Source organism: Bacillus sp. SSR7, from assembly GCF_055902415.1.
This window is the reverse complement of record NZ_JBVVXV010000002.1, coordinates 181,073-201,663: the sequence shown is the minus strand read 5'-3', so window position 1 is coordinate 201,663 and position 20,591 is coordinate 181,073. Positions and strand designations below refer to the sequence as shown.

Genomic DNA, 20,591 nt, shown 5'->3' with positions numbered 1-20,591 from the left:
TCAGTCTCCTTGAATATCGGATTCGGATATCGGTTGTGGCTCTGCAATATTTTCAATCACAGTATAATGCAAAGTGACTTTTAGTTGATCCGCCTCAACCTCTTTACTCAAAATCTTATCACTTACAATCATAGCATGTTCATCCAATTTTTTCTTTAGTTCTTTTTCAGCCATTTCTTTCGCTACTTTCATTGCCTGTTTTTCTGTATATTCTCGGTTCGCCTCTTCCTCTTCCCGCACTATATCTTTTTCATATGCAATCGGCAGTGTAAAACCAAATAATTTCACATCATGTTTTACACTTTCCGTACGGGAGCGCTTATACTTATCATGCTGAAATCCCCATATTTTTATTTTCGTACTCCCAAATGTAAGATAATGCTCATTATACGTATTACCAGTATATACTTGAAATTGCGTCTTGAGTGGTACATTCACCTCAGATGTGTACCACGTTTCTCCATATACAATACCTTTCGCCGAAACAATCGTTGGACTCTCCTCATTACCGTATATCCCTGATACGAGAAGCTGCCCTTTTTCTACATGATCATTTTTTAAAACGACTGGTTTTCCAACTTCAACAAATGTTTTTGTAACAATCGCTTCTTTTTTTGCCACTAAATTTTGCGGCCTTTGTTCCTTTTCTTTTTTCGGCTCATTTTTTTCAACAATTTTAAAATGGTACGTCGTTCCCCTTACTTCTAGTCCTGCCCAAGTAATCGCATTAATATTGTCCGTCAAATGACGTTGTACATCTTCTACACTAGGCATTTGGAATTGTAATTTTCCTTTTTTAATACCCATTTTGTCCAATTCTTTCATCAATATATATTCTGTTTCAGGTTTCGCTCCTGTAATTTCAATTTTCCAAACCATATTCGATAATGCAATCATACCAAAAAAGAAAATTAAAAACCCAATTAAGAATCCACTATTTTTAATTAGGCGCTTATTCCAAAAAGGAAAACCGTAACGCCCAATAAAATATAGTTTACACTCATTTTTTCTATAAATTGGCTTTATTTTTTTCACATCTCGTAATAGCATACAAAAGACTAACGTTTCATCAGCGATTTTCTTAACGTCCCAAACTAATAATTTTCTACGCACACATTCGTTAACGAACCGTTCCGCTCCTCTACCTTCAATTCGTACCTTTACATATCCAAGCCACTTTATAAACCATTTATTTTTCATCTACTACCTTCACTACCTTTCCAAAAGTAGACACACTACTTTTCACTTTAATTAGCAAAATAGCTCGTACGAAAATGAAATAAAGAGTTTTATTTTCCATAAATAGCGGGATAAACTACATAGTAGGGGCAAATCATTAGAATAAAGAAGAAAAACTTCACATACGGAAGTTTCCCTTACTTCTCTTTCTGTTCGTCTTCTAAAAACGTCACTTGCTCAATTATCCCTTCAAGCAAAAGTTCTTCCGGAAGGATTGTTTTAATAACAAAGGACTGCCCCTTAATTAATAACTGACCATGCTTTAACAACAATCTTACTTCTTTATCTGAAAACACTAATAAACCTCGATGATTTTCTATATAGATATGCACTTGCCCAACAAGCGTGATCCGAGGTAGATCCATTAGCACATCCACTGGCAGGTCTATTTGCTTCGTTAACCAATTCTTCATTTGTTCTAATTTTTTCATCCCAAAAGACCCCCTCTCATCCCATATGTATGAAAAAAGAGCTTGTAATATCACGTCCAAACTGAAAAAAAGCATAAAAAAACGTCTCATACGAAATGAGACGTTTTTTTATGCTAATAGCTGGATAACCAGCTTATTCACAAGCGATCCATCTGTTTTACCTTTTACTTTCGGCATAACAGCAGTCATCACCTTACCCATATCTGCTTTAGAAGTCGCACCAACTTCAGAAATAACTTGCTTGATTATATCAACTAGCTCTTCTTCCGTTAATTGCTCCGGCAAATATGCGCTTAAAATCTGAATTTCACTTTGCAGTTTATTAACAAGGTCTTCACGACCAGCTTTTTTAAATTCAAGGAGGGAGTCCTTATGCTGTTTTACTTCACGAGCTAAAACTGTTAGTTCCTCTTCTTCAGTAAGAGTATGCTGTAGTTTAATACCTTCATTTTGTAAAGCAGCCTTAACCATACGAATGACGGTTAATTTTTCTTTTTGTTTATTCTTCATCGCTTGTTTCATATCATCGTTTAAACGACCGAGAAGACTCATAACTTACACCCTCTCTTAGAATTTACGCTTTCTTGCCGCTTCAGATTTCTTCTTACGTTTTACACTTGGTTTTTCATAAAACTCGCGCTTTCTTGCTTCAGCAAGTGTACCAGTTTTAGAAACCGATCTTTTAAAACGGCGAAGTGCATCCTCCAAAGACTCGTTTTTACGAACGACTGTTTTTGACATTCTCTTTCCCTCCCTCCGAAACATCACACTTACATACTAACTTCAGCATGCAAAAAGAAACACTTCTTCAGCATGTCTTTTACGATTATAATACATTTTATCACTTCAGGTCAACTATTTGGCAGAATAAAAGAAGAATAGATGCTCTTCCTTTTTCAAAAACTATACAGATAGCTGCTATCCTTTCCCCTGAAGGCAACTATATTTTTGTCATTACACTTTTTTTCATGCAGGAACGTACGAAACAACTACTCATTTCGTACATTTTCAGTACTTAACTTCTCCACTAAAAAAGAAAGCATGCAAATCGTTTCCGTTTGCATGCTTTTTTATCCCGATTGGCGCGGGCTAATAATCAGCGGGAAATGAATCCCACGCTGATTAAAGTTTCACTTTATGCGCTTGCTGATTCCTTTTTCACATCATCTTCAAGGACACGAACAAATTGCGCTTCGTTATATGGATAACCAGCTTTTGTGATTTTTACTTTCACTAGTTTACCGATTAATTCTTCTGATCCTTCAAATACAATTTTCAAGTAGTTATCTGTATAACCTACATATAGGCCTTCACGGTCACCCTCTTTAAATTGTTCTTCTGGAATAATTTCAAGTACTTCTCCTTCAAACTGTGATGCATACTCTTTCGCTAATTGATTAGATAGTTCAATTAAACGGTGAACACGATCATTCTTCACATCTTCAGGAACTTGATCTTCCATACGCGCTGCAGGTGTTCCTGTACGTTTTGAGTACGGGAATACGTGTAACTCAGAGAAGCGATTCTCTTTAATGAAATTGTATGTTTCCATGAATTCTTCTTCTGTTTCACCTGGGAAACCAACGATTACGTCTGATGTAATCGCAAGACCTGGTAACGCTTCTTTCAAACGATCTAAGCGCTCTTGGAAAAATTCCATCGTATACTTACGACGCATACGCTTTAATACAGTATTAGATCCAGATTGCAACGGAATGTGTAAGTGACGTACAACTACTTCAGACTTATCTAACACTTCAATTACTTCATCTGAAATCTGACTCGCTTCAATAGAAGAAATACGAAGACGTTTTAATCCATCTACTTCCGCTTCCATATCACGAAGTAATCCAGCTAAGTTATAATCTTTAATATCTTCACCGTACCCACCTGTATGAATACCTGTTAATACGATTTCTTTATAGCCTGCATCTACTAATTGCTGCGCTTGTTTAATAACTTCTTTCCCATCGCGAGAGCGCATTAAACCACGCGCCCAAGGAATAATACAGAATGTACAGAAGTTATTACAACCTTCTTGTATTTTTAAAGATGCGCGTGTACGGTCCGTGAAGTAAGGTACATCAAGTTCTTCATATACACGTGTTTTCATAATGTTACGCACAGCATTAATTGGCTGACGCTCTTTACGGAATTCTTCGATGTATCCTAACATCTTTTCACGATCTTGTGTACCAACTACAATATCTACACCTGGAATCGCCATAATTTCCGCTGGAGATGTTTGTGCATAACATCCTGTTACACAAATAACCGCATCTGGGTTTTGACGAACAGCACGTCTAATAACTTGACGACTTTTCTTATCCCCCGTATTCGTTACTGTACATGTATTAATAACATATACATCAGCTTTCTTTTCATATTCAGTTCTTTCATATCCACCTTGTTTAAACAATTGCCAAATGGCTTCTGTTTCATAGTGGTTTACTTTACAACCTAACGTATGGAACGCAACAGTTGACATTGATCATCACCCCATCAATTCAAAATGATACGAAGCAGCACTTAACGCGTATAACGGCGCCGTTTCTGTTCTTAAAATTCTTGGTCCTAAACTACATGGTACAAATTTATGTTCACGAAGCGCTGTAATCTCTTCCTCAGCCAAACCGCCTTCTGGGCCAAATACAATCAATAACTTTTGACCTGGTTTCATCATCGTTAAAGCTTTCGCAAAATTAGATTTCTCCCCTTGTTTCGCTTCCTCTTCGTAAGCAACAAGGCAAACATCATACTCACCACTCATTGACAGCAATTGTTTAAACGATGCTGGGGCGTGTACTTCTGGAATTTCACTTCTATGTGATTGTTCCGCAGCTTCTTTCACAATTTTTCTTAAACGCTCAACTTTTTTATCAGCTTTTTTTGCATCCCATTTTACGATAGAGCGAGATGCTTGAAATGGTAAGAATGCAGCTGCCCCAAGCTCAGTTCCTTTTTGAAAAATTAACTCTAGCTTGTCTCCTTTCGGCAGTCCACTTGCAATCGTCACGAAAACAGGAAGTTCACTTGACGCCTCTACCCATTCTACAATAGCCGTATTAATAAATTCACTGGTAATTTCATCAATTGAACATACGGCTGTTTTTCCGTTTACACAGCAATAAATGTGATCTCCAGCTGACATACGCATTACTCTTGCGATATGATGGACGTCATCACCTACAATGCGAATACTTGTCTCATTTACATATTTCTCTTCTACAAAATAACGTTGCATATAATCACCTTAGTAGAGTTTCGTTCCTTTCGTAAGCCAATACTTACGAAAAGAACGAAACGTTATCATTTTTCATATAACAAACGGCAAGTCCCTCACCTTATAGTGAGAGACTCCCCTTTTCATTATAGACTAAAATCTATATTACGCATTTCGTGCAATAATTGCTACCCAATCTTCCATTCGTAACACTTCTTCAATTGTAAATCCAGCTTTTTCTAGCGCTTCAGAAATTACTTTTTCCTTCGCAGCAATAATGCCCGATGTAATAAATAATCCGCCTGACTTCACAACTCTCGCTGCATCTTCAGGGAATAATAAAATAATTTCTGCTAATAAGTTAGCTACGATTAAATCAACAGGACCTTCAATATCTTCTAAAAGACTATTTTGTCCAACAGATACAATATCATCTGTTTTATTTAAACGCACATTCATTTCTGCACTTTCAACCGCAACCGGATCTAAATCATATGCTTGAACAGAAGACGCACCTAATTTTGCTGCTGCAATACTCAGTACACCAGAACCTGTTCCTACATCAATGATAGTATCACCTTGCTGTACTGTTTTTTCTAAAGCACGGATACACATCGTTGTTGTCGGATGAGTTCCCGTTCCAAATGCCATACCCGGATCTAATTCAATAATTTTTTCTTCCGGAGAAGATGGTGTATATTCTTCCCAAGTCGGCACAATTGTGAATGTATCAGAAATTTGTACTGGATGGTAATATTTTTTCCAAGCAGTAGCCCAATCTTCTTCATTGACTTCGTTAACGGTAATATTTCCAGTACCAATTTCGATGTCGTAAGATGGAAGCACATCAATAGATGATTTTACACCTGCAATCGTTTCATGTAAAGAATCCGTTTGCGGGAAATATGCTTTTATTAATACACCTTCCGCCGGATACTCATCTGGGTTCAATGCATAAATTTCACCATATTGTTGCTCGCGCTCTTTCGTCAACTCTGCTGGATCCTCAATTGCAACTCCACTAGCACCAGCCTCATGTAAAATATGAGAGACAGCTTCTACTGCTTCTTCTGTTGTATGAATACTAATTTCTGACCATTTCACAATTTACCAACTCCATTTTTTATTTCCATTATTCCCCTTTGAAAGCACGTTTAAGCTTTCCGAATAAACTATCATCCTGCTCTTCTTGTCCCGCAAATTCACGCAATAAATCTTTTTGATGTGAAGTTAATTTCGTCGGTACAACAACACGAACGACTACATATTGATCTCCTTGACCATATCCACGTACGTTCGGAGCACCTTTCCCTTTTAAGCGGAATTCTGTTCCTGTTTGTGTTCCTGCTGGAATTTTCAGCTTCACTTTACCATGAACAGTAGGAACTTCCACTTCAGCACCAAGTGCCATTTGCGCGAATGTTAATGGCATTTCGCAAATAATGTGATCTCCTTCACGTTCAAAGAATTCATGATCTCTTACATGAACAACAACATATAAATCTCCTGCCGGTCCGCCATTTACGCCCGCTTCACCTTTTCCAGATACACGGATTTGTTGACCATTATCGATACCCGCTGGAATTTTAACGTTGATTTTTTTACGTTTACGTACTTTACCAGAACCGTGGCATGTCGTACATTTTTCTTTAATCATTTGACCAGTTCCTGAACAATGACCACAAGCTTGACGGTTTACGATACGACCAAATGGTGTATTTTGTTCTACACTTACTTGCCCTGATCCTGAGCAATGTTTACATGTTTCTTTTGAAGTTCCTGGTTTTGCCCCGCTACCTTTACAAGTATCACATGGATCTTCTACCGGAATCTCGACATTTAATTCTTTACCAAAAATCGCTTCTTCAAAATCTAAAGTGACTTGATATTGTAAGTCAGCACCTTGGCGCGGAGCATTTGGATCACGACGTCTGCCGCCACCGCCGCCAAAGAATGAACTAAAGATATCTTCAAAACCGAAGCCACCGCCGAAGTCTCCTCCGCCAAAGCCACCGAAACCTTGATTTGCACCAGCATGACCAAATTGATCATATTGCGCACGCTTTTGGTCGTCGCTTAATACTTCGTATGCTTCTTGTACTTCTTTAAACTTTTCAATTGCATTTTCTTCTTTACTTACGTCTGGATGGTATTTTTTAGCCAAACGACGATACGCTTTTTTTATTTCATCTTTTGAAGCACCCTTGCTAAGTCCAAGGACCTCATAATAATCTCGTTTACTCATAAATTTACAACCCCCGAATCTTTCACATAAACGTAATTTTAACACCGAAAGAAAGTGCTTTGCAACAAAGTTTCCTCACTTACAGTATGCAAAGTAAAAAACTTAAGACCCTCACACATTCCTTCTCATTCGTGAAAAAAGCCAAAGCCAAGGCACGCTTGACTTTGACTTTTTGTCATCTTACTTATTTATTATTACTTATCTTCTTTTACTTCTTCAAACTCAGCGTCTACTACATTGTCTTTCTTCGCGCCAGCATCTTGTGCTCCTTGTGCACCTTCTGCTTGCCCTGCAGCTGCTTGAGCTTGCTCGTATAATTTAACAGTTAATTGTTGTACGATTTCTTGTAAAGCATCTTTTTTCGCACGGATTTCCTCAAGCTCGTTCTTCTCAATCGCAGCTTGTAATGCTTCTTTCGCTTCTGTTGCTTTTGCAACTTCAGCCGCATCCACTTTACCTTCTAAATCTTTTACAACTTTATCAGTTTGGAATACAAGTTGGTCAGCTTCGTTACGAAGTTCAACTTCTTCCTTACGTTTTTGGTCAGCGTCAGCATTTGCTTCTGCTTCTTGTACCATACGTTCTACCTCTTCATCAGAAAGACCTGAAGAAGATTGGATTGTAATAGCTTGCTCTTTGCTTGTTCCTAAATCTTTCGCACGTACGTTAACAATACCGTTCGCATCAATATCGAATGTTACTTCGATTTGTGGAATACCACGTGGTGCTGGTGGAAGGTCTGTTAATTGGAAACGACCTAATGTTTTGTTGTCAGCTGACATTGGACGCTCACCTTGTAATACGTGAATGTCTACTGCTGGTTGGTTATCAGCAGCTGTTGAGAATACTTGTGACTTACTTGTTGGAATTGTAGTGTTACGCTCAATTAATTTCGTGAATACGCCACCCATAGTTTCAATACCTAAAGAAAGTGGAGTTACGTCTAATAATAATACGCCTTCTACATCACCAGTAAGTACGCCACCTTGAACTGCAGCACCTAATGCTACAACTTCATCCGGGTTTACACCTTTATATGGTTCTTTACCAGTTTCACGTTTAATAGCTTCTTGTACAGCTGGGATACGAGTAGATCCACCAACAAGGATAACTTTATCTAATTCACTTGGAGCAAAACCAGCGTCTTTTAATGCACGGCGAGTTGGCTCTAATGTTCTTTCAACAAGACCTGCTGAAAGCTCTTCGAATTTCGCTCTTGTTAATGTTAATTCTAAGTGTAATGGACCAGCAGCTCCAGCACTAATGAATGGTAATGAAATTTGTGTTTGTGTTACACCAGAAAGATCTTTTTTCGCTTTTTCAGCTGCATCTTTCAGACGTTGAAGTGCCATTTTATCTTGGCTTAAATCAATGTTATTTTCTTTTTTGAACTCAGCTACTAAGTGGTCAATAATAACTTGGTCAAAGTCATCTCCACCAAGACGGTTGTCACCAGCAGTTGAAATAACTTCGAATGTTCCGTCTGCTAACTCAAGGATAGATACGTCAAATGTACCGCCACCTAAGTCATATACTAAGATTTTTTGCTCTTCATCTTGTTTCTCTAAACCGTAAGCAAGCGCTGCTGCTGTTGGTTCGTTAATGATACGCTCAACTTCTAAACCAGCGATACGACCAGCATCTTTCGTTGCTTGACGTTCTGCATCGTTGAAGTATGCAGGTACTGTAATAACAGCTTTCGTTACTGTTTCACCTAAGTATGCTTCAGCAGAAGCTTTTAGGTTTTGTAAAATGATTGCAGAAATTTCTTGAGGTGTATAATCTTTACCTTCAACTTCTACTTTGTAGTCTGTACCCATATGACGTTTAACAGACATGATTGTATTTGGGTTTGTAATTGCTTGACGCTTTGCAACTTCCCCAACTTGACGCTCTTCATTTTTGAAAGCTACAACAGAAGGTGTTGTACGGTTTCCTTCTGGATTTGGGATAACCTTTGGCTCTCCACCTTCCATAACAGCTACACAAGAGTTTGTTGTACCTAAGTCAATACCGATAATTTTACTCATGGCGAATCCTCCTACTTTTATGTAAATTATTGATTTACTTTTACCATTGATGGGCGAATCACACGGTCTTTTAGTTTATAACCTTTTTGGAATTCTTCAACTACCGCATTTGATTCAAATTCACTGTCTTCCACTTGCATAATAGCTTGGTGTTCATTAGGATCAAACTGTTTACCAACAGCTTCAATCACTTCAACACCTTCTTTATTCAACGCTTCTAGCAATTGACGATGCACCATTTCCATACCTTGTAACAAGGATTTCGTTTGCTCATCAGTTGCTTCCACTTGCATCGCTCTTTCAAAATTATCAAGAGCTGGCAAAATATCTGAAACTAGACTTTGTGCTCTATATTTTTCAGCAGCCTGTTTATCCATTTGGACACGACGCTTATAATTTTCAAAATCAGCTTGTAGACGTAATGTGCGACCTTCCGTTTCCGTTAGTTTCACTTGTAACTCATCTACTTTTTCTTGTAAAAGAGCAGCCTCACTTTTTTCTTCTACAGTTTCTGCACTGTTTTCTGGCGTGACAGCTTCTTCAACTTGCGCTTCTTTTACTTCTTCTACCACTTGTTCGTTACGCTCTTCCACAATATTCACCTCCTTAAAAGGTATTAGGTACTATGTTAAACACAATTACCTAAGCATTATATATTACACACAGCAATGAAAAGTTCATCACTTGAGCGAATGTATTACTCTTATTTACTTTTTAAGTCCATCTGTAAATTGTCTCGTAAATAACTGTAATAAACTAATTACCCGAGAGTATTGCATTCTTGTCGGACCTAAAATAGCAATTGTTCCAAGCTGTTCTTCTCCAATCGAATATGTTGCAGAAATCAAACTACAATCTTCCATGGCTGTCGCAGAGTTTTCCCTACCAATTTTCACTTGAATACCTACTTGTTTATGACGCAAAATATCATAAAACTCAGCTTCGTTATCAATCATTGTCAGCAAGGATCTTACTTTGTGAATGTCATGGAACTCTGGTTGCGAAAGCATATTTGCTTTTCCTCCAAAGTATATCTTTTCCGATAAAGGAACTTGAAATGTACCATCTAACATTTTTATTGCACTATCGTAATTATGAACATACCCGCGCAATACCGTAACAATCTCCTTAAAGATTTTATTATGGAGTTCCGACATTGGTACGCCCGATAGCTTTTCATTTAAAATATTAACCATTTTTTCTAAATCTGATAAATCAACAGATTCCGGAACGGTAATCGTTTTGCTTTGTACATGCCCTGTATCCGTTACAATAATAGCGACTGCAGTTTGACGATCAAGCGGAACAATTTGTACGTTTTTAAGTTTATTTGTGCTTAACTTCGGTCCAAGAACAATGGCCGTATAATTTGTAAGCTCTGATAAAATTTGAGCCGATTGTTGTGCAATCTTTTCAGCTTCAAAAATTCTTTCAGCAAATAAATCTTTAATTTGTACAATTTCATCTTTCGGTAAGTTTTGCGGCGCTAAAAGATGGTCTACATAAAATCGGTATCCTTTTTCAGAAGGGACACGTCCAGAAGAACTATGCGTTTTCTCAATAAATCCTAGTTCCTCTAAATCAGCCATTTCATTTCGTATAGTAGCTGAACTAAATGTAATTTCATCTTTTTTAGCCAACGTCCTTGACCCAACAGGTTGCGCTGATCCAATAAAGTCATCAATAATTGTTTGTAAAATTAAGAGCTGACGTTCCGTAAGCATCTCATCATCACCTCTGTTAGCACTCTTTGTCTTCGAGTGCTAAATCTATTAATAACTTACCAAAATTGACATTCAATTGTCAACGGAAACGTCACGAAATAATGAAACTTTTTCACGTTAATGGAACATTTAATTAGTCAATCAAAAATGATTGGAATACTTCATTCCCTAATAATTTTCCTTTTCGCGTTAAACGAACATATCCATCGCTCTCTTCAAGCAATCCTTGTTCTCGGTTGTTTTGTAACTGCTTCGCGAAAACTTGATCCATTTCCATATTAAATTTCTTTTGAAACGCTATTTTAGATACACCTTTTGTTTTTCGGAGTCCTAAGAACAACTCTTCTTCCATTTTTTCTTTCTCCGTCACCACATGAACATCTAAATACGGAAATCCGGTTTCATCGATCTTATTGAAATATTGCTTGAGCGGCCCTACATTTTGGATACGTTCTCCATTTACATAACTATGCGCTCCAGCTCCAAATCCATAATACTCTTCATTATTCCAGTATGTGAGATTATGTCTACTTTCATTATTACCTTTTGAAAAATTACTAATTTCATACTGGGTATAGCCGTGTTTCTCCATTTCATCCATTACCATTTCGTACATTTTCGCCTCATGGTCTTCACCTGGAAGTCTTAATTTCCCTTTATTCATTAAGTTATAAAACACAGTTTTCGGTTCCACAATTAATGAATATGCAGAGAAATGTTGTACACCAAGCGTAAAAGCAATATGTAACGTTTCTTTTACATCTTCTATCGTCTGTCCTGGCAAAGCATAAATAATATCTACATTTATATTTTTGAAGCCCACTTCCTGCGCTTCTCTAATTGCTACAAACGCATCTTCTCTCGTATGCTTGCGTCCAATTTTCTCAAGTAATTCATCTCGAAATGTTTGCACACCAAAACTAATTCGGTTCACTCCACCTTCTAGCAATACATTTAATTTCTCTTTCGGCAAATCACCTGGATTCGCTTCAAATGTTAATTCACAATTCGGGGCAAACGGACGTAAACGACGATTTATAATATCTAATAATTTCTTTGTCTGTTCCATATTTAATGCTGTTGGAGTTCCCCCGCCAACAAAAATCGTTTTCATACTATCAAACGGTACCTTTTGAACTGTATTGATTATTTCTTTCTCTAAATACTCTAAATATTGATCGACCGGCTGGCGTTCAATAAACACTTTATTAAAATCACAATAGTGACAAATATGCTGACAAAACGGAATATGAATATATGCAGCTTGCACCAAAAATAACTCCTACCTTTCTAAAAAGAAAACCTCCGCGCTCGGGAGGCTTCTTTTACTTCTCTAACGTATTACGAATTTGTTCCATTCGCATTTTTCCCCAATCATACATCATTTCAACGATTGGTAAAAGCGACATGCCTAATTCCGTCATATAATATTCCACTCGCGGAGGAATTTCTGGGTATACTGTTCGATCAACAATCCCATCTTCCATTAACTCTTTTAATTGGTTTGACAAAACTTTATGAGAAATGCTCGGAAATAATCGCTGTAATTCACTAAAACGATGAGGCCCTTCCACACCAAGATGCCACAATATTACAACTTTCCACTTTCCACTAATAATAGAAAGCGTCAATTCCTTTTCACAATTAAAATTGCCATTTTGTATTTTTTCTTGAATATCTTTTCGAATATTTTCGGACATTAACAAACTCCTAACTCTATATGAACTAAAAAGCTCTCTCACTATTGTAAATGAGAGCTACTCAGATGTCTAAAAAGTAATTATACATAAAAAAGAAGCCGCATAAACGACTTCTTTTTTTATTCCAAATATTAGTTGTCATCCATTTTCAGTACAGCCATGAATGCTTCTTGCGGTACTTCTACAGAACCAACAGACTTCATACGTTTTTTACCTTCTTTTTGCTTATCAAGAAGTTTACGCTTACGAGAAATGTCACCACCGTAACATTTCGCAAGTACGTTTTTACGCATCGCCTTAATTGTAGAACGCGCTACAACTTTGTTTCCGATCGTCGCTTGAATTGGCACTTCGAACTGCTGTCTTGGAATTAATTCTTTTAATTTTTCTACGATTACTTTACCACGGTCATACGCTGAATCACGGTGTACGATAAATGATAGAGCATCGACTTGCTCAGAATTTAAAAGAATATCCATTTTCACAAGTTTAGATGGTTTGTAACCAATTAACTCATAATCAAATGATGCATATCCTTTCGTATTTGATTTCAACTGATCGAAGAAGTCATATACGATTTCTGATAATGGAATTTCATATGTCAATGTAACACGCGTTTCATCTAAATATTGCATATCAATAAACGTTCCGCGTTTACCTTGGCAAATTTCCATTACAGCTCCAACATAGTCATTCGGAACCATAATTGCTGCTTTAACAAATGGCTCTTCAACACGATCAATTGTCTGTGGATCCGGCATATTAGACGGGTTATCGACAATCATGTCTTCACCATTCGTTAAGAATACTTTATAAATAACGCTTGGCGCTGTTGTAATTAAATCAATTTTAAATTCACGTTCAATACGCTCTTGGATAATTTCCATATGAAGAAGTCCTAAGAATCCACAACGGAAACCAAATCCTAGCGCTTGTGATGTTTCTGGTTCAAACTCAAGTGCAGAATCGTTTAACTCTAATTTTTCTAACGCATCACGTAAGTCATTGTAACGTGCAGAATCAATTGGATATAAACCACAGAATACCATCGGGTTTAATTTACGATAACCTGCTAACGGCTCAGCTGCCGGACGTTTCGCGTGTGTAATCGTATCACCAACGCGTGTATCACCAACATTTTTAATCGATGCTGCTAAGAAACCTACATCACCTACTGTTAACTCGTCACGTTGCGTAGTTTTCGGTGTAAATACACCTACTTCTGTTACTTCAAATTCTTTTCCAGTTGCCATCATGCGTACTTTATCTCCAACTTTTACCGTTCCATTTACAACACGGATATACGCAATTACACCGCGGTATGGATCGTATAAAGAGTCAAAGATCATACATTGTAACGGTTCTTCTGAATCACCTGTTGGTGCTGGCACTTTTTCAACGATTTGTTCTAAAATCTCTTCGATACCAATCCCAGCTTTTGCCGAAGCAAGTACAGCTTCTGATGCATCTAATCCAATTACATCTTCTACCTCTTGGCGTACACGCTCTGGGTCTGCACTTGGTAAGTCAATTTTATTAATAACCGGTAAAATTTCTAAATTGTTATCAAGCGCTAAGTATACGTTCGCTAACGTTTGCGCTTCAATACCTTGCGCTGCATCTACTACAAGAATCGCACCTTCACAAGCCGCTAAACTACGAGATACTTCGTACGTAAAGTCGACGTGTCCTGGTGTATCAATTAAGTGAAGAATATATTCTTCGCCGTCTTTTGCTTTATAGTTTAATTGTACTGCGTTTAATTTAATTGTAATACCACGCTCACGCTCTAAATCCATAGAGTCAAGCAACTGAGCTTTCATTTCACGTTGTGTTAACGCGTTTGTTTTCTCTAAAATACGGTCTGCTAACGTTGACTTTCCGTGGTCAATATGAGCAATGATAGAGAAATTACGAATTTTGGACTGTCTTTTTGCTCTTTCTTCTTTGTTCATCTATGTTCTCAACTCCTAATAGTCTCGCCAATATACACTAGCACTGATTATATCAATAGAGCAGCAAAGATTCAATGAAAACTCGTGCTGCTTACAATACAAATCATTCTATTTATATCTTATGCGAACAAACCATAAGAGACAAACCTTTTTCAAATTAAAAAACGGCTGTCTTACAAACCTGTAAAACAACCGTCCTCCGTTTGACTCTTAACTAAAAATCCCTTTTACTTTCCCAACAACTATATCTGTTCCAAACTTTGTTATTTCGTAGGCAACGCTTGCTATCGCCATACCCATTCCTTCTACAATATTAAAACTTTTTAAGCTTTCTAATTGTTTTTGTTTTTCAGTAGCGGAAAACGAACCTTCCAAAGTTTCTGATTCAGCAGCCTCACCTTTTGTTCCTGTCATATGAGCGATTTGTTCATACGACATTTGCTGATAACCTTTCATACTTTTCAATCCATGATTTGCAAGTGCCACCCCCGCTATTACCATAAGTAAGCATATAGCCACACTACATATACATAAAAGCCAAAAGCGGCTTACATGATTATCCTCACTTCCCATCAATGTGTATATGCTCCTGTATTATCTTGGTCAATTTGATGATGCAGCGCTGCATTTAAACCACTTGCTATTACATTTGCCATATCCTCTATGAAGGCATCCACTTCTTTTGGGGTCACCATTAAATTATGACCAAGAGGAGATAACACTTCATAAATTAATTTTCTCTTCTCTTCATCTTCCAGTGTACCTACAGCACCTAAAAACATATTCCGGCTCTTTTCATCCGGCATATCCTCTTCTGTTAATTTTTTCTTTTCTCCAAATGTAAAACCAGCCGGTAACAAAGATCGGGAAGGTTTGTTTCCTTCTTTCATCTCCCGTCCAAAATGTTTCAAAATAAAATCAATTGTATCGCTTGTAATCGAAACGGCATCCACCACAGTCGGAACACCAATTGCGATAACAGGAATACCTAATGTTTCTTTACTGAGTTCCTTACGTTTATTCCCAACACCCGATCCAGGATGAATTCCTGTATCAGAAATTTGTATCGTACTATTTACCCTTTCAATAGAACGAGCAGCTAATGCATCAATTGCAATGACAAAGTCTGGCTTTGTCTTCTCAATGATTCCATAAATAACATCGCTAGTTTCAATTCCTGTAATCCCCATTACCCCCGGCCGAATTGCACTAACAGGCCTAAACCCTTCTTCTACACTTTCAGGCTGCAATTGAAACAAATGTCTCGTTACCAATACATTTTCTACAACTATCGGTCCAAGCGCATCCGGCGTTACATTCCAATTTCCAAGACCAACAATTAAACAACTCGCTTCTTTCGTAACGCCAACCTCTTCTAAGAAATAAGAAAATTCTTTTGCAAAAATACGCTCTACTTTTTGTTGCAACTCCGTATCTTGTTGACGTATACCTTGCACTTCAAGCGTTAAATAATTTCCAGGTTTTTTACCCATCGATTCAGAGGCAGCTTCATCAATTGTAACTTTTGTAATGGTAATACCTTCTTCTTCCCTCTCTTTTACAATAACGCCTTGTATCCCTTTTTGCTCTTCTTGACGCTCTTGCAGTATTTGATGCGCCTCTACAGCAAGGTCCGTTCTAACACTATATTTACTTAAATCTAATGGTTCTTTCATCGTATCTCCTCCGTCATTCATAGTAAATATCGTTAGATTTCCCAAAGTTATATAAGGTCATTCTTTCCTTTACGTGAAATTTCATAGATATACTATTGCAATTCTCTTCACCGTTTGATAGAATATCACTTGTTCTATGTTAAGAATCGAGTCATTCGATTGCACCAGGGAGGTGAAAAGTATGGCAAACATCAAATCTGCTATCAAACGCGCTAAACTTAGCGAAGAGCGTCGTGCACATAACGCTTCTATCAAGTCTGACATGCGTTCTGCTGTTAAAACTGTAGAAGCTTTAGTTACTAATAACGATCTTGAAAATGCTAAAGAAGCTTTCAAAACTGCTTCTAAAAAACTTGACAAAGCAGCTCGTAAAGGTCTTATCCACCAAAACGCTGCAGCTCGTCAAAAATCTCGCTTAGCGAAACAAGTAAACGCGTAAGGCGTTTAAAAAACGATCCATTCGGATCGTTTTTTTATATACAAAAAAGTTCACGTTCTTAGCACGTGAACTTTTTTGTTTTATCACATATGATTTAACCGCATTAAGAAAAACTCAAGCACAAGTTTCTTATCCATTTTTCCCGTTTTCATACTATAATCAGCTTCCGCTAATTCTATTATCACTTTTTTTAATTCTTCAAAAGAGAAAAACTTCGTTTGATTCATCGCTAATTTTACACGATATGGATGCACACCAATATGGGACGCAATTTGATTTTGGCCGTAACCACGCTGCTGTAACTCTTTCACTTGATGCAGTAAACGGAATTGACTTACTAGTAACGCAAGCAATTTAATAGGTTCCTCCTGCTGCGTAAATAATCCATCCAAAATTTGCATCGCACCTGCGATATCTTTTTTTACTACTTTTTCTGTCAAAGCAAACACATTTTGTTCAACTGATTTTGGCACAAGCTCTGCAACAAGTTTCGGTGTAATGTCTCCGCCCATACCGACATATAACGTTAACTTGTCCATTTCCTTCGCCAACATCGTTACATTACTTCCCACAAGCTCTAACAACAAACTAACAGCTGCATGATCAATATGCACATGCACTTCATCTGCCCGAGCAACAATCCACTTCTGAACATCCTGCACTTGCATTGCATTCGCTTCTACTACATCCGCTGTTTTCTTTAATAGTTTTGTAATTTTTTTTCGTTCATCCAGCTTTTCGTAAGGCGCAACAAAAACAAGAATAGAAAAGGGAGAAGGTTCCCCGATATATTCTTCTAAAATTTTTATATTTTGTTCTAACTTTTCTTTTTGTGAAGTTAAAAAGAGTGGTGATTTTATTAATAGCACTTTACGTTCTCCGAAAAAAGGAAGTGTACGTGCATCCTCTACTACATCTTCTAAATATGCTTCTTCTAAATCATATGTCACAACATTAAACTCGCGATCTTCCTCTTCAAGCGCTTCTGTTGTAATAAGCTTTATCGTTTCATTTATAAAAAACGCTTCTGTTCCATACAGTAAATATAACGGAGCAAACTGCTTCTTTTTAATCTTTTTATGTATATCACTCATACTTTTTCCTACTCCCTAACTTGGCAATATATATTTATACTAATGCCCTAGCTTTTGTTTTACAAGTACAAAGGAACAGGCAATATAACCCGTCCCTTTATTTATATTAAACGCCACGCAATAAGCCCCGGGTTTCTTATTGGTGTGCGGTAATCACCTTCCCTTTATTATTCGCAATAAAAATTCGAGTATAAGTGCCAACTGTTAACATGCTTGGAAACAAAAACTCACGTTACTTCATGATCTAAAAGTAGTAAAAACGCTATATTTCTCTTCATATAGAAATTGTAGATTTTTTTCTGACAATATTTTATACTAAAGTGGAATGTTGGGGAGGGATTCTAAATGAATGATTTTGAACAAAACGTTCAAAGTAAACGCAATGACGCTATTGATTCAGGGGTAGGATTTATCGTCTCATTTGGTTTTTTCGCAACACTTTTCATCATTGCAACTGTTATTAAATTTATCGGTTCTTAAAGACTGCTGCTTACTGGCAGTCTTTTTTATCTATTATGTGTTTCATCATATGTGATTTTGCTGCGAAAGGTTCCGTTTTCCCCTTTAAAAACATAGGAGATAGCCCCTTGCTTATCCGTACGCCATATTTCAATCCCCCTCTTCTCAAAACGCTCTATAACATCCTTATGAGGGTGCCCATACCTATTACGCTCACCGACAGAAATAATCGCTATATTAGGCTGTATGACGCTCAGAAAAGGTGTTGTAGATGACGTATTACTCCCATGATGAGCAACCTTTAAAACATCCGCTCGCAACTCTGGATACGTAGCTACTAAAAACTTCTCTCCTTCTTCTTCTAAATCACCTGTAAACAACCACGTTAGTCCTCCTAATTTTGCCAACATTACAATTGAAGCGTTATTTTCACTGCTCTCCTTTCCTGTTGGCGCTAATACGAAAAATTCCGCTCCATTTATGCTCCAACTTTCTCCTTCTCTCACTTCTCTTATTTTCACTTCCTTTTCTAAAGCCTGTTTCTTTACTATTTTTTCTAATTCCGCATCTTGTTCCTTTCGGCCAAATACAACTTCTTTTACGGTTATATTTGATAATAACTGTTGCGCAGCACCTATATGGTCCGCATCTCCATGCGTTATAATTAATTTATCGATCTTTTTAATACCTTCCTTTTGTAAATAAGGGATCAAAATATCATTTCCGACAGAAAATTCATGCTTTTTCCTTTGCCATTCTTCCTTGTTCGGACGAATTGTTCCACCAGTATCAATAAGGTAAATCTCTTGATCATACGGGAGGCGAATTAATATTGCATCTCCCTGTCCAACATCGAGAAAGGTAACACTCCCACTTTCTCGAAAATACGGATATACATAATGACATGTACTAATAAAAAGAAATACACCCGCAGATATAAACAGAATTCCCTTCGCCATTCGCCTTTCCCAAACCATCAATATACTAATAATACTCACGCAATATAAGGCTACAAGAAGGATAGGTGTTTGTCCGAAATTCAGACGGGTAAATGGTAATTTTTCACAATAACTTAAAAAATCATTAGAAAGATTCAAACCTATTGATAGTACATTCGCAAGCCTTTTTGCAAGAAACGGGATGATCGGTATACATATCAAAATAACAATACTACACGGCAATACAACGAGAGATAAAAACGGAACGTATAGGATATTTAGAAAAATACTATATGGAGAAAAATAACCGAAGTGATATAACAAAATCGGAGTACTAACGAGCTGTGAAATGAAAGAAATATAAATAGAATTTCGAATTACTCCATTGCCACTCTCTAGTAAAAGCGGGGCAGATAAAAGTAAAGCAAAACTACCGACGAAAGAAAACTGAAAGCCAATATTAAACACGAGATACGGATCAAATATAAGCATACATATAGCTGTTATACTTAGAGCATCTAAGCTAGATAAACGAATAGAACACATAAAAGCAATTAACATGAAAACTCCTGTTATAGAAGCTCTTATAACAGATGGTGACGCTCCTGCTAAAATCATATATATAGGAATACAGAAGATAAGACATACTGTTGCTACCTCCCTTGTCACACCGCTTCTTAGCAAAATAAAATACACGATTACCATTAATAATACGATATGCGATCCTGAAATCGCCAACAAATGCACGAGACCGAATTGTTGATATTGCTCTTCAACTTCAAATGTCATTTGTTGTCTATCACCAAATACTAATGCATTTATAAAAGCGCCTGATTGCTCTGGAAACATTTCTGTAACTTCTGAGATTGCTTGTTGCCTCAAAAGAAGAATCCATTGCACGAGTGACAACGATGTTTTATGGCATTCAGAAATATATGTAGCGTCCATTATGAAATGAATATTTTGCTTATATAAATAATCACGATAATTAAACCCATGGAAATTCCGAGCTATTTGCGGTTCTTTCCTCTCACCTTCGAATACACATGATACTCCTGCATGTAATTGTCGCATTTGTTTCTTTTCCGAGGCTGATTTCATTTTGTAACTTAACTGCACTATATTTTTATTCTGATCTTCAACTTGAAATGAGAGGCGATCGCCGTTAATAAGAGGTGTAGTATGTATCACTCCTCTTGTAGCTTCGTAGGACTCTCCCAGAGGCTTGTTTTGCCCTTGAACATACGCGGTGTACATAGCGCCACTAAAACACGCTATCATACAATATAAGAAGGTTTTACGCGAAGTACGATATAAACAAAAGAAAACATATATAACGAGACAACAAGTCAGCAATACAACTGAAGAGGAGAAGGCAATTGCAATCCCTATTATAAATGAGATTGCAACATAGCCCCATTGTCCTTGCAACTCATAC

Annotated in this window: 20 protein-coding genes; 2 read left to right on the top strand and 18 right to left on the bottom strand. The window is 37.2% G+C overall.

Translation table 11 applies throughout. From position 1 onward, the window contains the following. From yqfD to gpr, 16 genes are all read right to left on the bottom strand, one after another. Nucleotides 1-1,200 (bottom strand): sporulation protein YqfD, encoded by a 1,200-nt coding sequence (gene yqfD / locus AC0NJG_RS05020; RefSeq protein ID WP_000792484.1) that lies wholly within the window; start codon nt 1,198-1,200, stop codon nt 1-3. Nucleotides 1,201-1,376: 176 nt separating this feature from the next. Continuing rightward, a complete protein-coding gene (gene yqfC / locus AC0NJG_RS05015; protein ID WP_000732266.1) occupies nt 1,377-1,670 on the bottom strand; it encodes a sporulation protein YqfC in 294 nt (97 codons plus the stop codon). A 108-nt stretch (nt 1,671-1,778) separates the two neighbouring features. Next, nucleotides 1,779-2,222, bottom strand: a complete 444-nt coding sequence (locus AC0NJG_RS05010; protein ID WP_000054571.1) for a GatB/YqeY domain-containing protein — start codon at nt 2,220-2,222, stop codon at nt 1,779-1,781. A 15-nt stretch (nt 2,223-2,237) separates the two neighbouring features. Further along, nucleotides 2,238-2,411, bottom strand: coding sequence for a 30S ribosomal protein S21 (gene rpsU / locus AC0NJG_RS05005; protein ID WP_000048061.1), 174 nt, complete (start codon nt 2,409-2,411; stop codon nt 2,238-2,240). 394 nt (nt 2,412-2,805) lie between these two features. After that, nucleotides 2,806-4,158: a tRNA (N(6)-L-threonylcarbamoyladenosine(37)-C(2))-methylthiotransferase MtaB gene (mtaB, locus tag AC0NJG_RS05000; RefSeq protein ID WP_000108677.1), complete on the bottom strand. Its 1,353-nt coding sequence runs from the start codon at nt 4,156-4,158 to the stop codon at nt 2,806-2,808. A 6-nt stretch (nt 4,159-4,164) separates the two neighbouring features. Beyond that, nucleotides 4,165-4,914, bottom strand: coding sequence for a 16S rRNA (uracil(1498)-N(3))-methyltransferase (locus AC0NJG_RS04995; RefSeq protein WP_001190157.1), 750 nt, complete (start codon nt 4,912-4,914; stop codon nt 4,165-4,167). A gap of 144 nt (nt 4,915-5,058) precedes the next feature. Continuing rightward, on the bottom strand, nt 5,059-5,997 hold the full coding sequence (gene prmA / locus AC0NJG_RS04990; protein WP_474062903.1) for a 50S ribosomal protein L11 methyltransferase: 939 nt from the start codon (nt 5,995-5,997) through the stop codon (nt 5,059-5,061). Between the two features lie 28 nt (nt 5,998-6,025). After that, nucleotides 6,026-7,138, bottom strand: a complete 1,113-nt coding sequence (dnaJ, locus tag AC0NJG_RS04985) for a chaperone protein DnaJ (RefSeq protein ID WP_439982502.1) — start codon at nt 7,136-7,138, stop codon at nt 6,026-6,028. Nucleotides 7,139-7,332: 194 nt separating this feature from the next. Continuing rightward, on the bottom strand, nt 7,333-9,168 hold the full coding sequence (dnaK, locus tag AC0NJG_RS04980) for a chaperone protein DnaK (protein WP_000034700.1): 1,836 nt from the start codon (nt 9,166-9,168) through the stop codon (nt 7,333-7,335). Between the two features lie 26 nt (nt 9,169-9,194). Next, nucleotides 9,195-9,761, bottom strand: a complete 567-nt coding sequence (gene grpE, locus AC0NJG_RS04975) for a nucleotide exchange factor GrpE (RefSeq protein WP_087954269.1) — start codon at nt 9,759-9,761, stop codon at nt 9,195-9,197. Nucleotides 9,762-9,875: 114 nt separating this feature from the next. Then, a complete protein-coding gene (gene hrcA, locus AC0NJG_RS04970; RefSeq protein WP_061687119.1) occupies nt 9,876-10,892 on the bottom strand; it encodes a heat-inducible transcriptional repressor HrcA in 1,017 nt (338 codons plus the stop codon). Between the two features lie 133 nt (nt 10,893-11,025). Beyond that, complete coding sequence (hemW, locus tag AC0NJG_RS04965; RefSeq protein WP_087954268.1) at nt 11,026-12,165, bottom strand: radical SAM family heme chaperone HemW; 1,140 nt, start codon at nt 12,163-12,165, stop codon at nt 11,026-11,028. 52 nt (nt 12,166-12,217) lie between these two features. Further along, nucleotides 12,218-12,592, bottom strand: a complete 375-nt coding sequence (locus AC0NJG_RS04960; RefSeq protein ID WP_001293546.1) for a winged helix-turn-helix transcriptional regulator — start codon at nt 12,590-12,592, stop codon at nt 12,218-12,220. Between the two features lie 131 nt (nt 12,593-12,723). Next, complete coding sequence (lepA, locus tag AC0NJG_RS04955; RefSeq protein ID WP_001030953.1) at nt 12,724-14,547, bottom strand: elongation factor 4; 1,824 nt, start codon at nt 14,545-14,547, stop codon at nt 12,724-12,726. A 210-nt stretch (nt 14,548-14,757) separates the two neighbouring features. Next, complete coding sequence (locus AC0NJG_RS04950; protein WP_140168608.1) at nt 14,758-15,120, bottom strand: YqxA family protein; 363 nt, start codon at nt 15,118-15,120, stop codon at nt 14,758-14,760. Beyond that, complete coding sequence (gene gpr, locus AC0NJG_RS04945) at nt 15,120-16,223, bottom strand: GPR endopeptidase (RefSeq protein ID WP_474062902.1); 1,104 nt, start codon at nt 16,221-16,223, stop codon at nt 15,120-15,122. The genes AC0NJG_RS04950 and gpr overlap by 1 nt, the downstream gene beginning before the upstream one ends. 181 nt (nt 16,224-16,404) lie before the next feature. Here gpr and rpsT point away from each other — a divergent pair, with 181 nt between their 5' ends. Then, nucleotides 16,405-16,662, top strand: coding sequence for a 30S ribosomal protein S20 (gene rpsT, locus AC0NJG_RS04940; RefSeq protein WP_001274011.1), 258 nt, complete (start codon nt 16,405-16,407; stop codon nt 16,660-16,662). An 83-nt stretch (nt 16,663-16,745) separates the two neighbouring features. On the opposite strand, the gene holA is transcribed toward rpsT, so the two are convergent. Continuing rightward, nucleotides 16,746-17,756, bottom strand: coding sequence for a DNA polymerase III subunit delta (gene holA, locus AC0NJG_RS04935; RefSeq protein WP_087954265.1), 1,011 nt, complete (start codon nt 17,754-17,756; stop codon nt 16,746-16,748). A 345-nt stretch (nt 17,757-18,101) separates the two neighbouring features. Between holA and AC0NJG_RS04930 the strand changes: the two genes are divergently transcribed. Further along, a complete protein-coding gene (locus AC0NJG_RS04930; RefSeq protein ID WP_000997609.1) occupies nt 18,102-18,236 on the top strand; it encodes a YqzM family protein in 135 nt (44 codons plus the stop codon). A gap of 26 nt (nt 18,237-18,262) precedes the next feature. On the opposite strand, the gene AC0NJG_RS04925 is transcribed toward AC0NJG_RS04930, so the two are convergent. Continuing rightward, nucleotides 18,263-20,584, bottom strand: coding sequence for a DNA internalization-related competence protein ComEC/Rec2 (locus AC0NJG_RS04925; protein WP_474062901.1), 2,322 nt, complete (start codon nt 20,582-20,584; stop codon nt 18,263-18,265). Nucleotides 20,585-20,591 lie beyond the last annotated feature (7 nt).

Excerpts from the sequence above, each read along its gene's own strand:
- lepA (WP_001030953.1), bottom strand. The coding sequence starts at position 14,547 with ATGAACAAAGAAGAAAGAGCAAAAAGACAGTCCAAAATTCGTAATTTC.
- AC0NJG_RS04930 (WP_000997609.1), top strand. The coding sequence starts at position 18,102 with ATGAATGATTTTGAACAAAACGTTCAAAGTAAACGCAATGACGCTATT.
- AC0NJG_RS04960 (WP_001293546.1), bottom strand. The coding sequence starts at position 12,592 with ATGTCCGAAAATATTCGAAAAGATATTCAAGAAAAAATACAAAATGGC.
- rpsT (WP_001274011.1), top strand. The coding sequence starts at position 16,405 with ATGGCAAACATCAAATCTGCTATCAAACGCGCTAAACTTAGCGAAGAG.
- AC0NJG_RS04950 (WP_140168608.1), bottom strand. The coding sequence starts at position 15,120 with ATGGGAAGTGAGGATAATCATGTAAGCCGCTTTTGGCTTTTATGTATA.
- AC0NJG_RS04995 (WP_001190157.1), bottom strand. The coding sequence starts at position 4,914 with ATGCAACGTTATTTTGTAGAAGAGAAATATGTAAATGAGACAAGTATT.
- dnaJ (WP_439982502.1), bottom strand. The coding sequence starts at position 7,138 with ATGAGTAAACGAGATTATTATGAGGTCCTTGGACTTAGCAAGGGTGCT.
- yqfC (WP_000732266.1), bottom strand. The coding sequence starts at position 1,670 with ATGAAAAAATTAGAACAAATGAAGAATTGGTTAACGAAGCAAATAGAC.
- mtaB (WP_000108677.1), bottom strand. The coding sequence starts at position 4,158 with ATGTCAACTGTTGCGTTCCATACGTTAGGTTGTAAAGTAAACCACTAT.
- AC0NJG_RS05010 (WP_000054571.1), bottom strand. The coding sequence starts at position 2,222 with ATGAGTCTTCTCGGTCGTTTAAACGATGATATGAAACAAGCGATGAAG.
- dnaK (WP_000034700.1), bottom strand. The coding sequence starts at position 9,168 with ATGAGTAAAATTATCGGTATTGACTTAGGTACAACAAACTCTTGTGTA.
- gpr (WP_474062902.1), bottom strand. The coding sequence starts at position 16,223 with ATGAAAGAACCATTAGATTTAAGTAAATATAGTGTTAGAACGGACCTT.
- holA (WP_087954265.1), bottom strand. The coding sequence starts at position 17,756 with ATGAGTGATATACATAAAAAGATTAAAAAGAAGCAGTTTGCTCCGTTA.
- yqfD (WP_000792484.1), bottom strand. The coding sequence starts at position 1,200 with ATGAAAAATAAATGGTTTATAAAGTGGCTTGGATATGTAAAGGTACGA.
- hrcA (WP_061687119.1), bottom strand. The coding sequence starts at position 10,892 with ATGCTTACGGAACGTCAGCTCTTAATTTTACAAACAATTATTGATGAC.
- rpsU (WP_000048061.1), bottom strand. The coding sequence starts at position 2,411 with ATGTCAAAAACAGTCGTTCGTAAAAACGAGTCTTTGGAGGATGCACTT.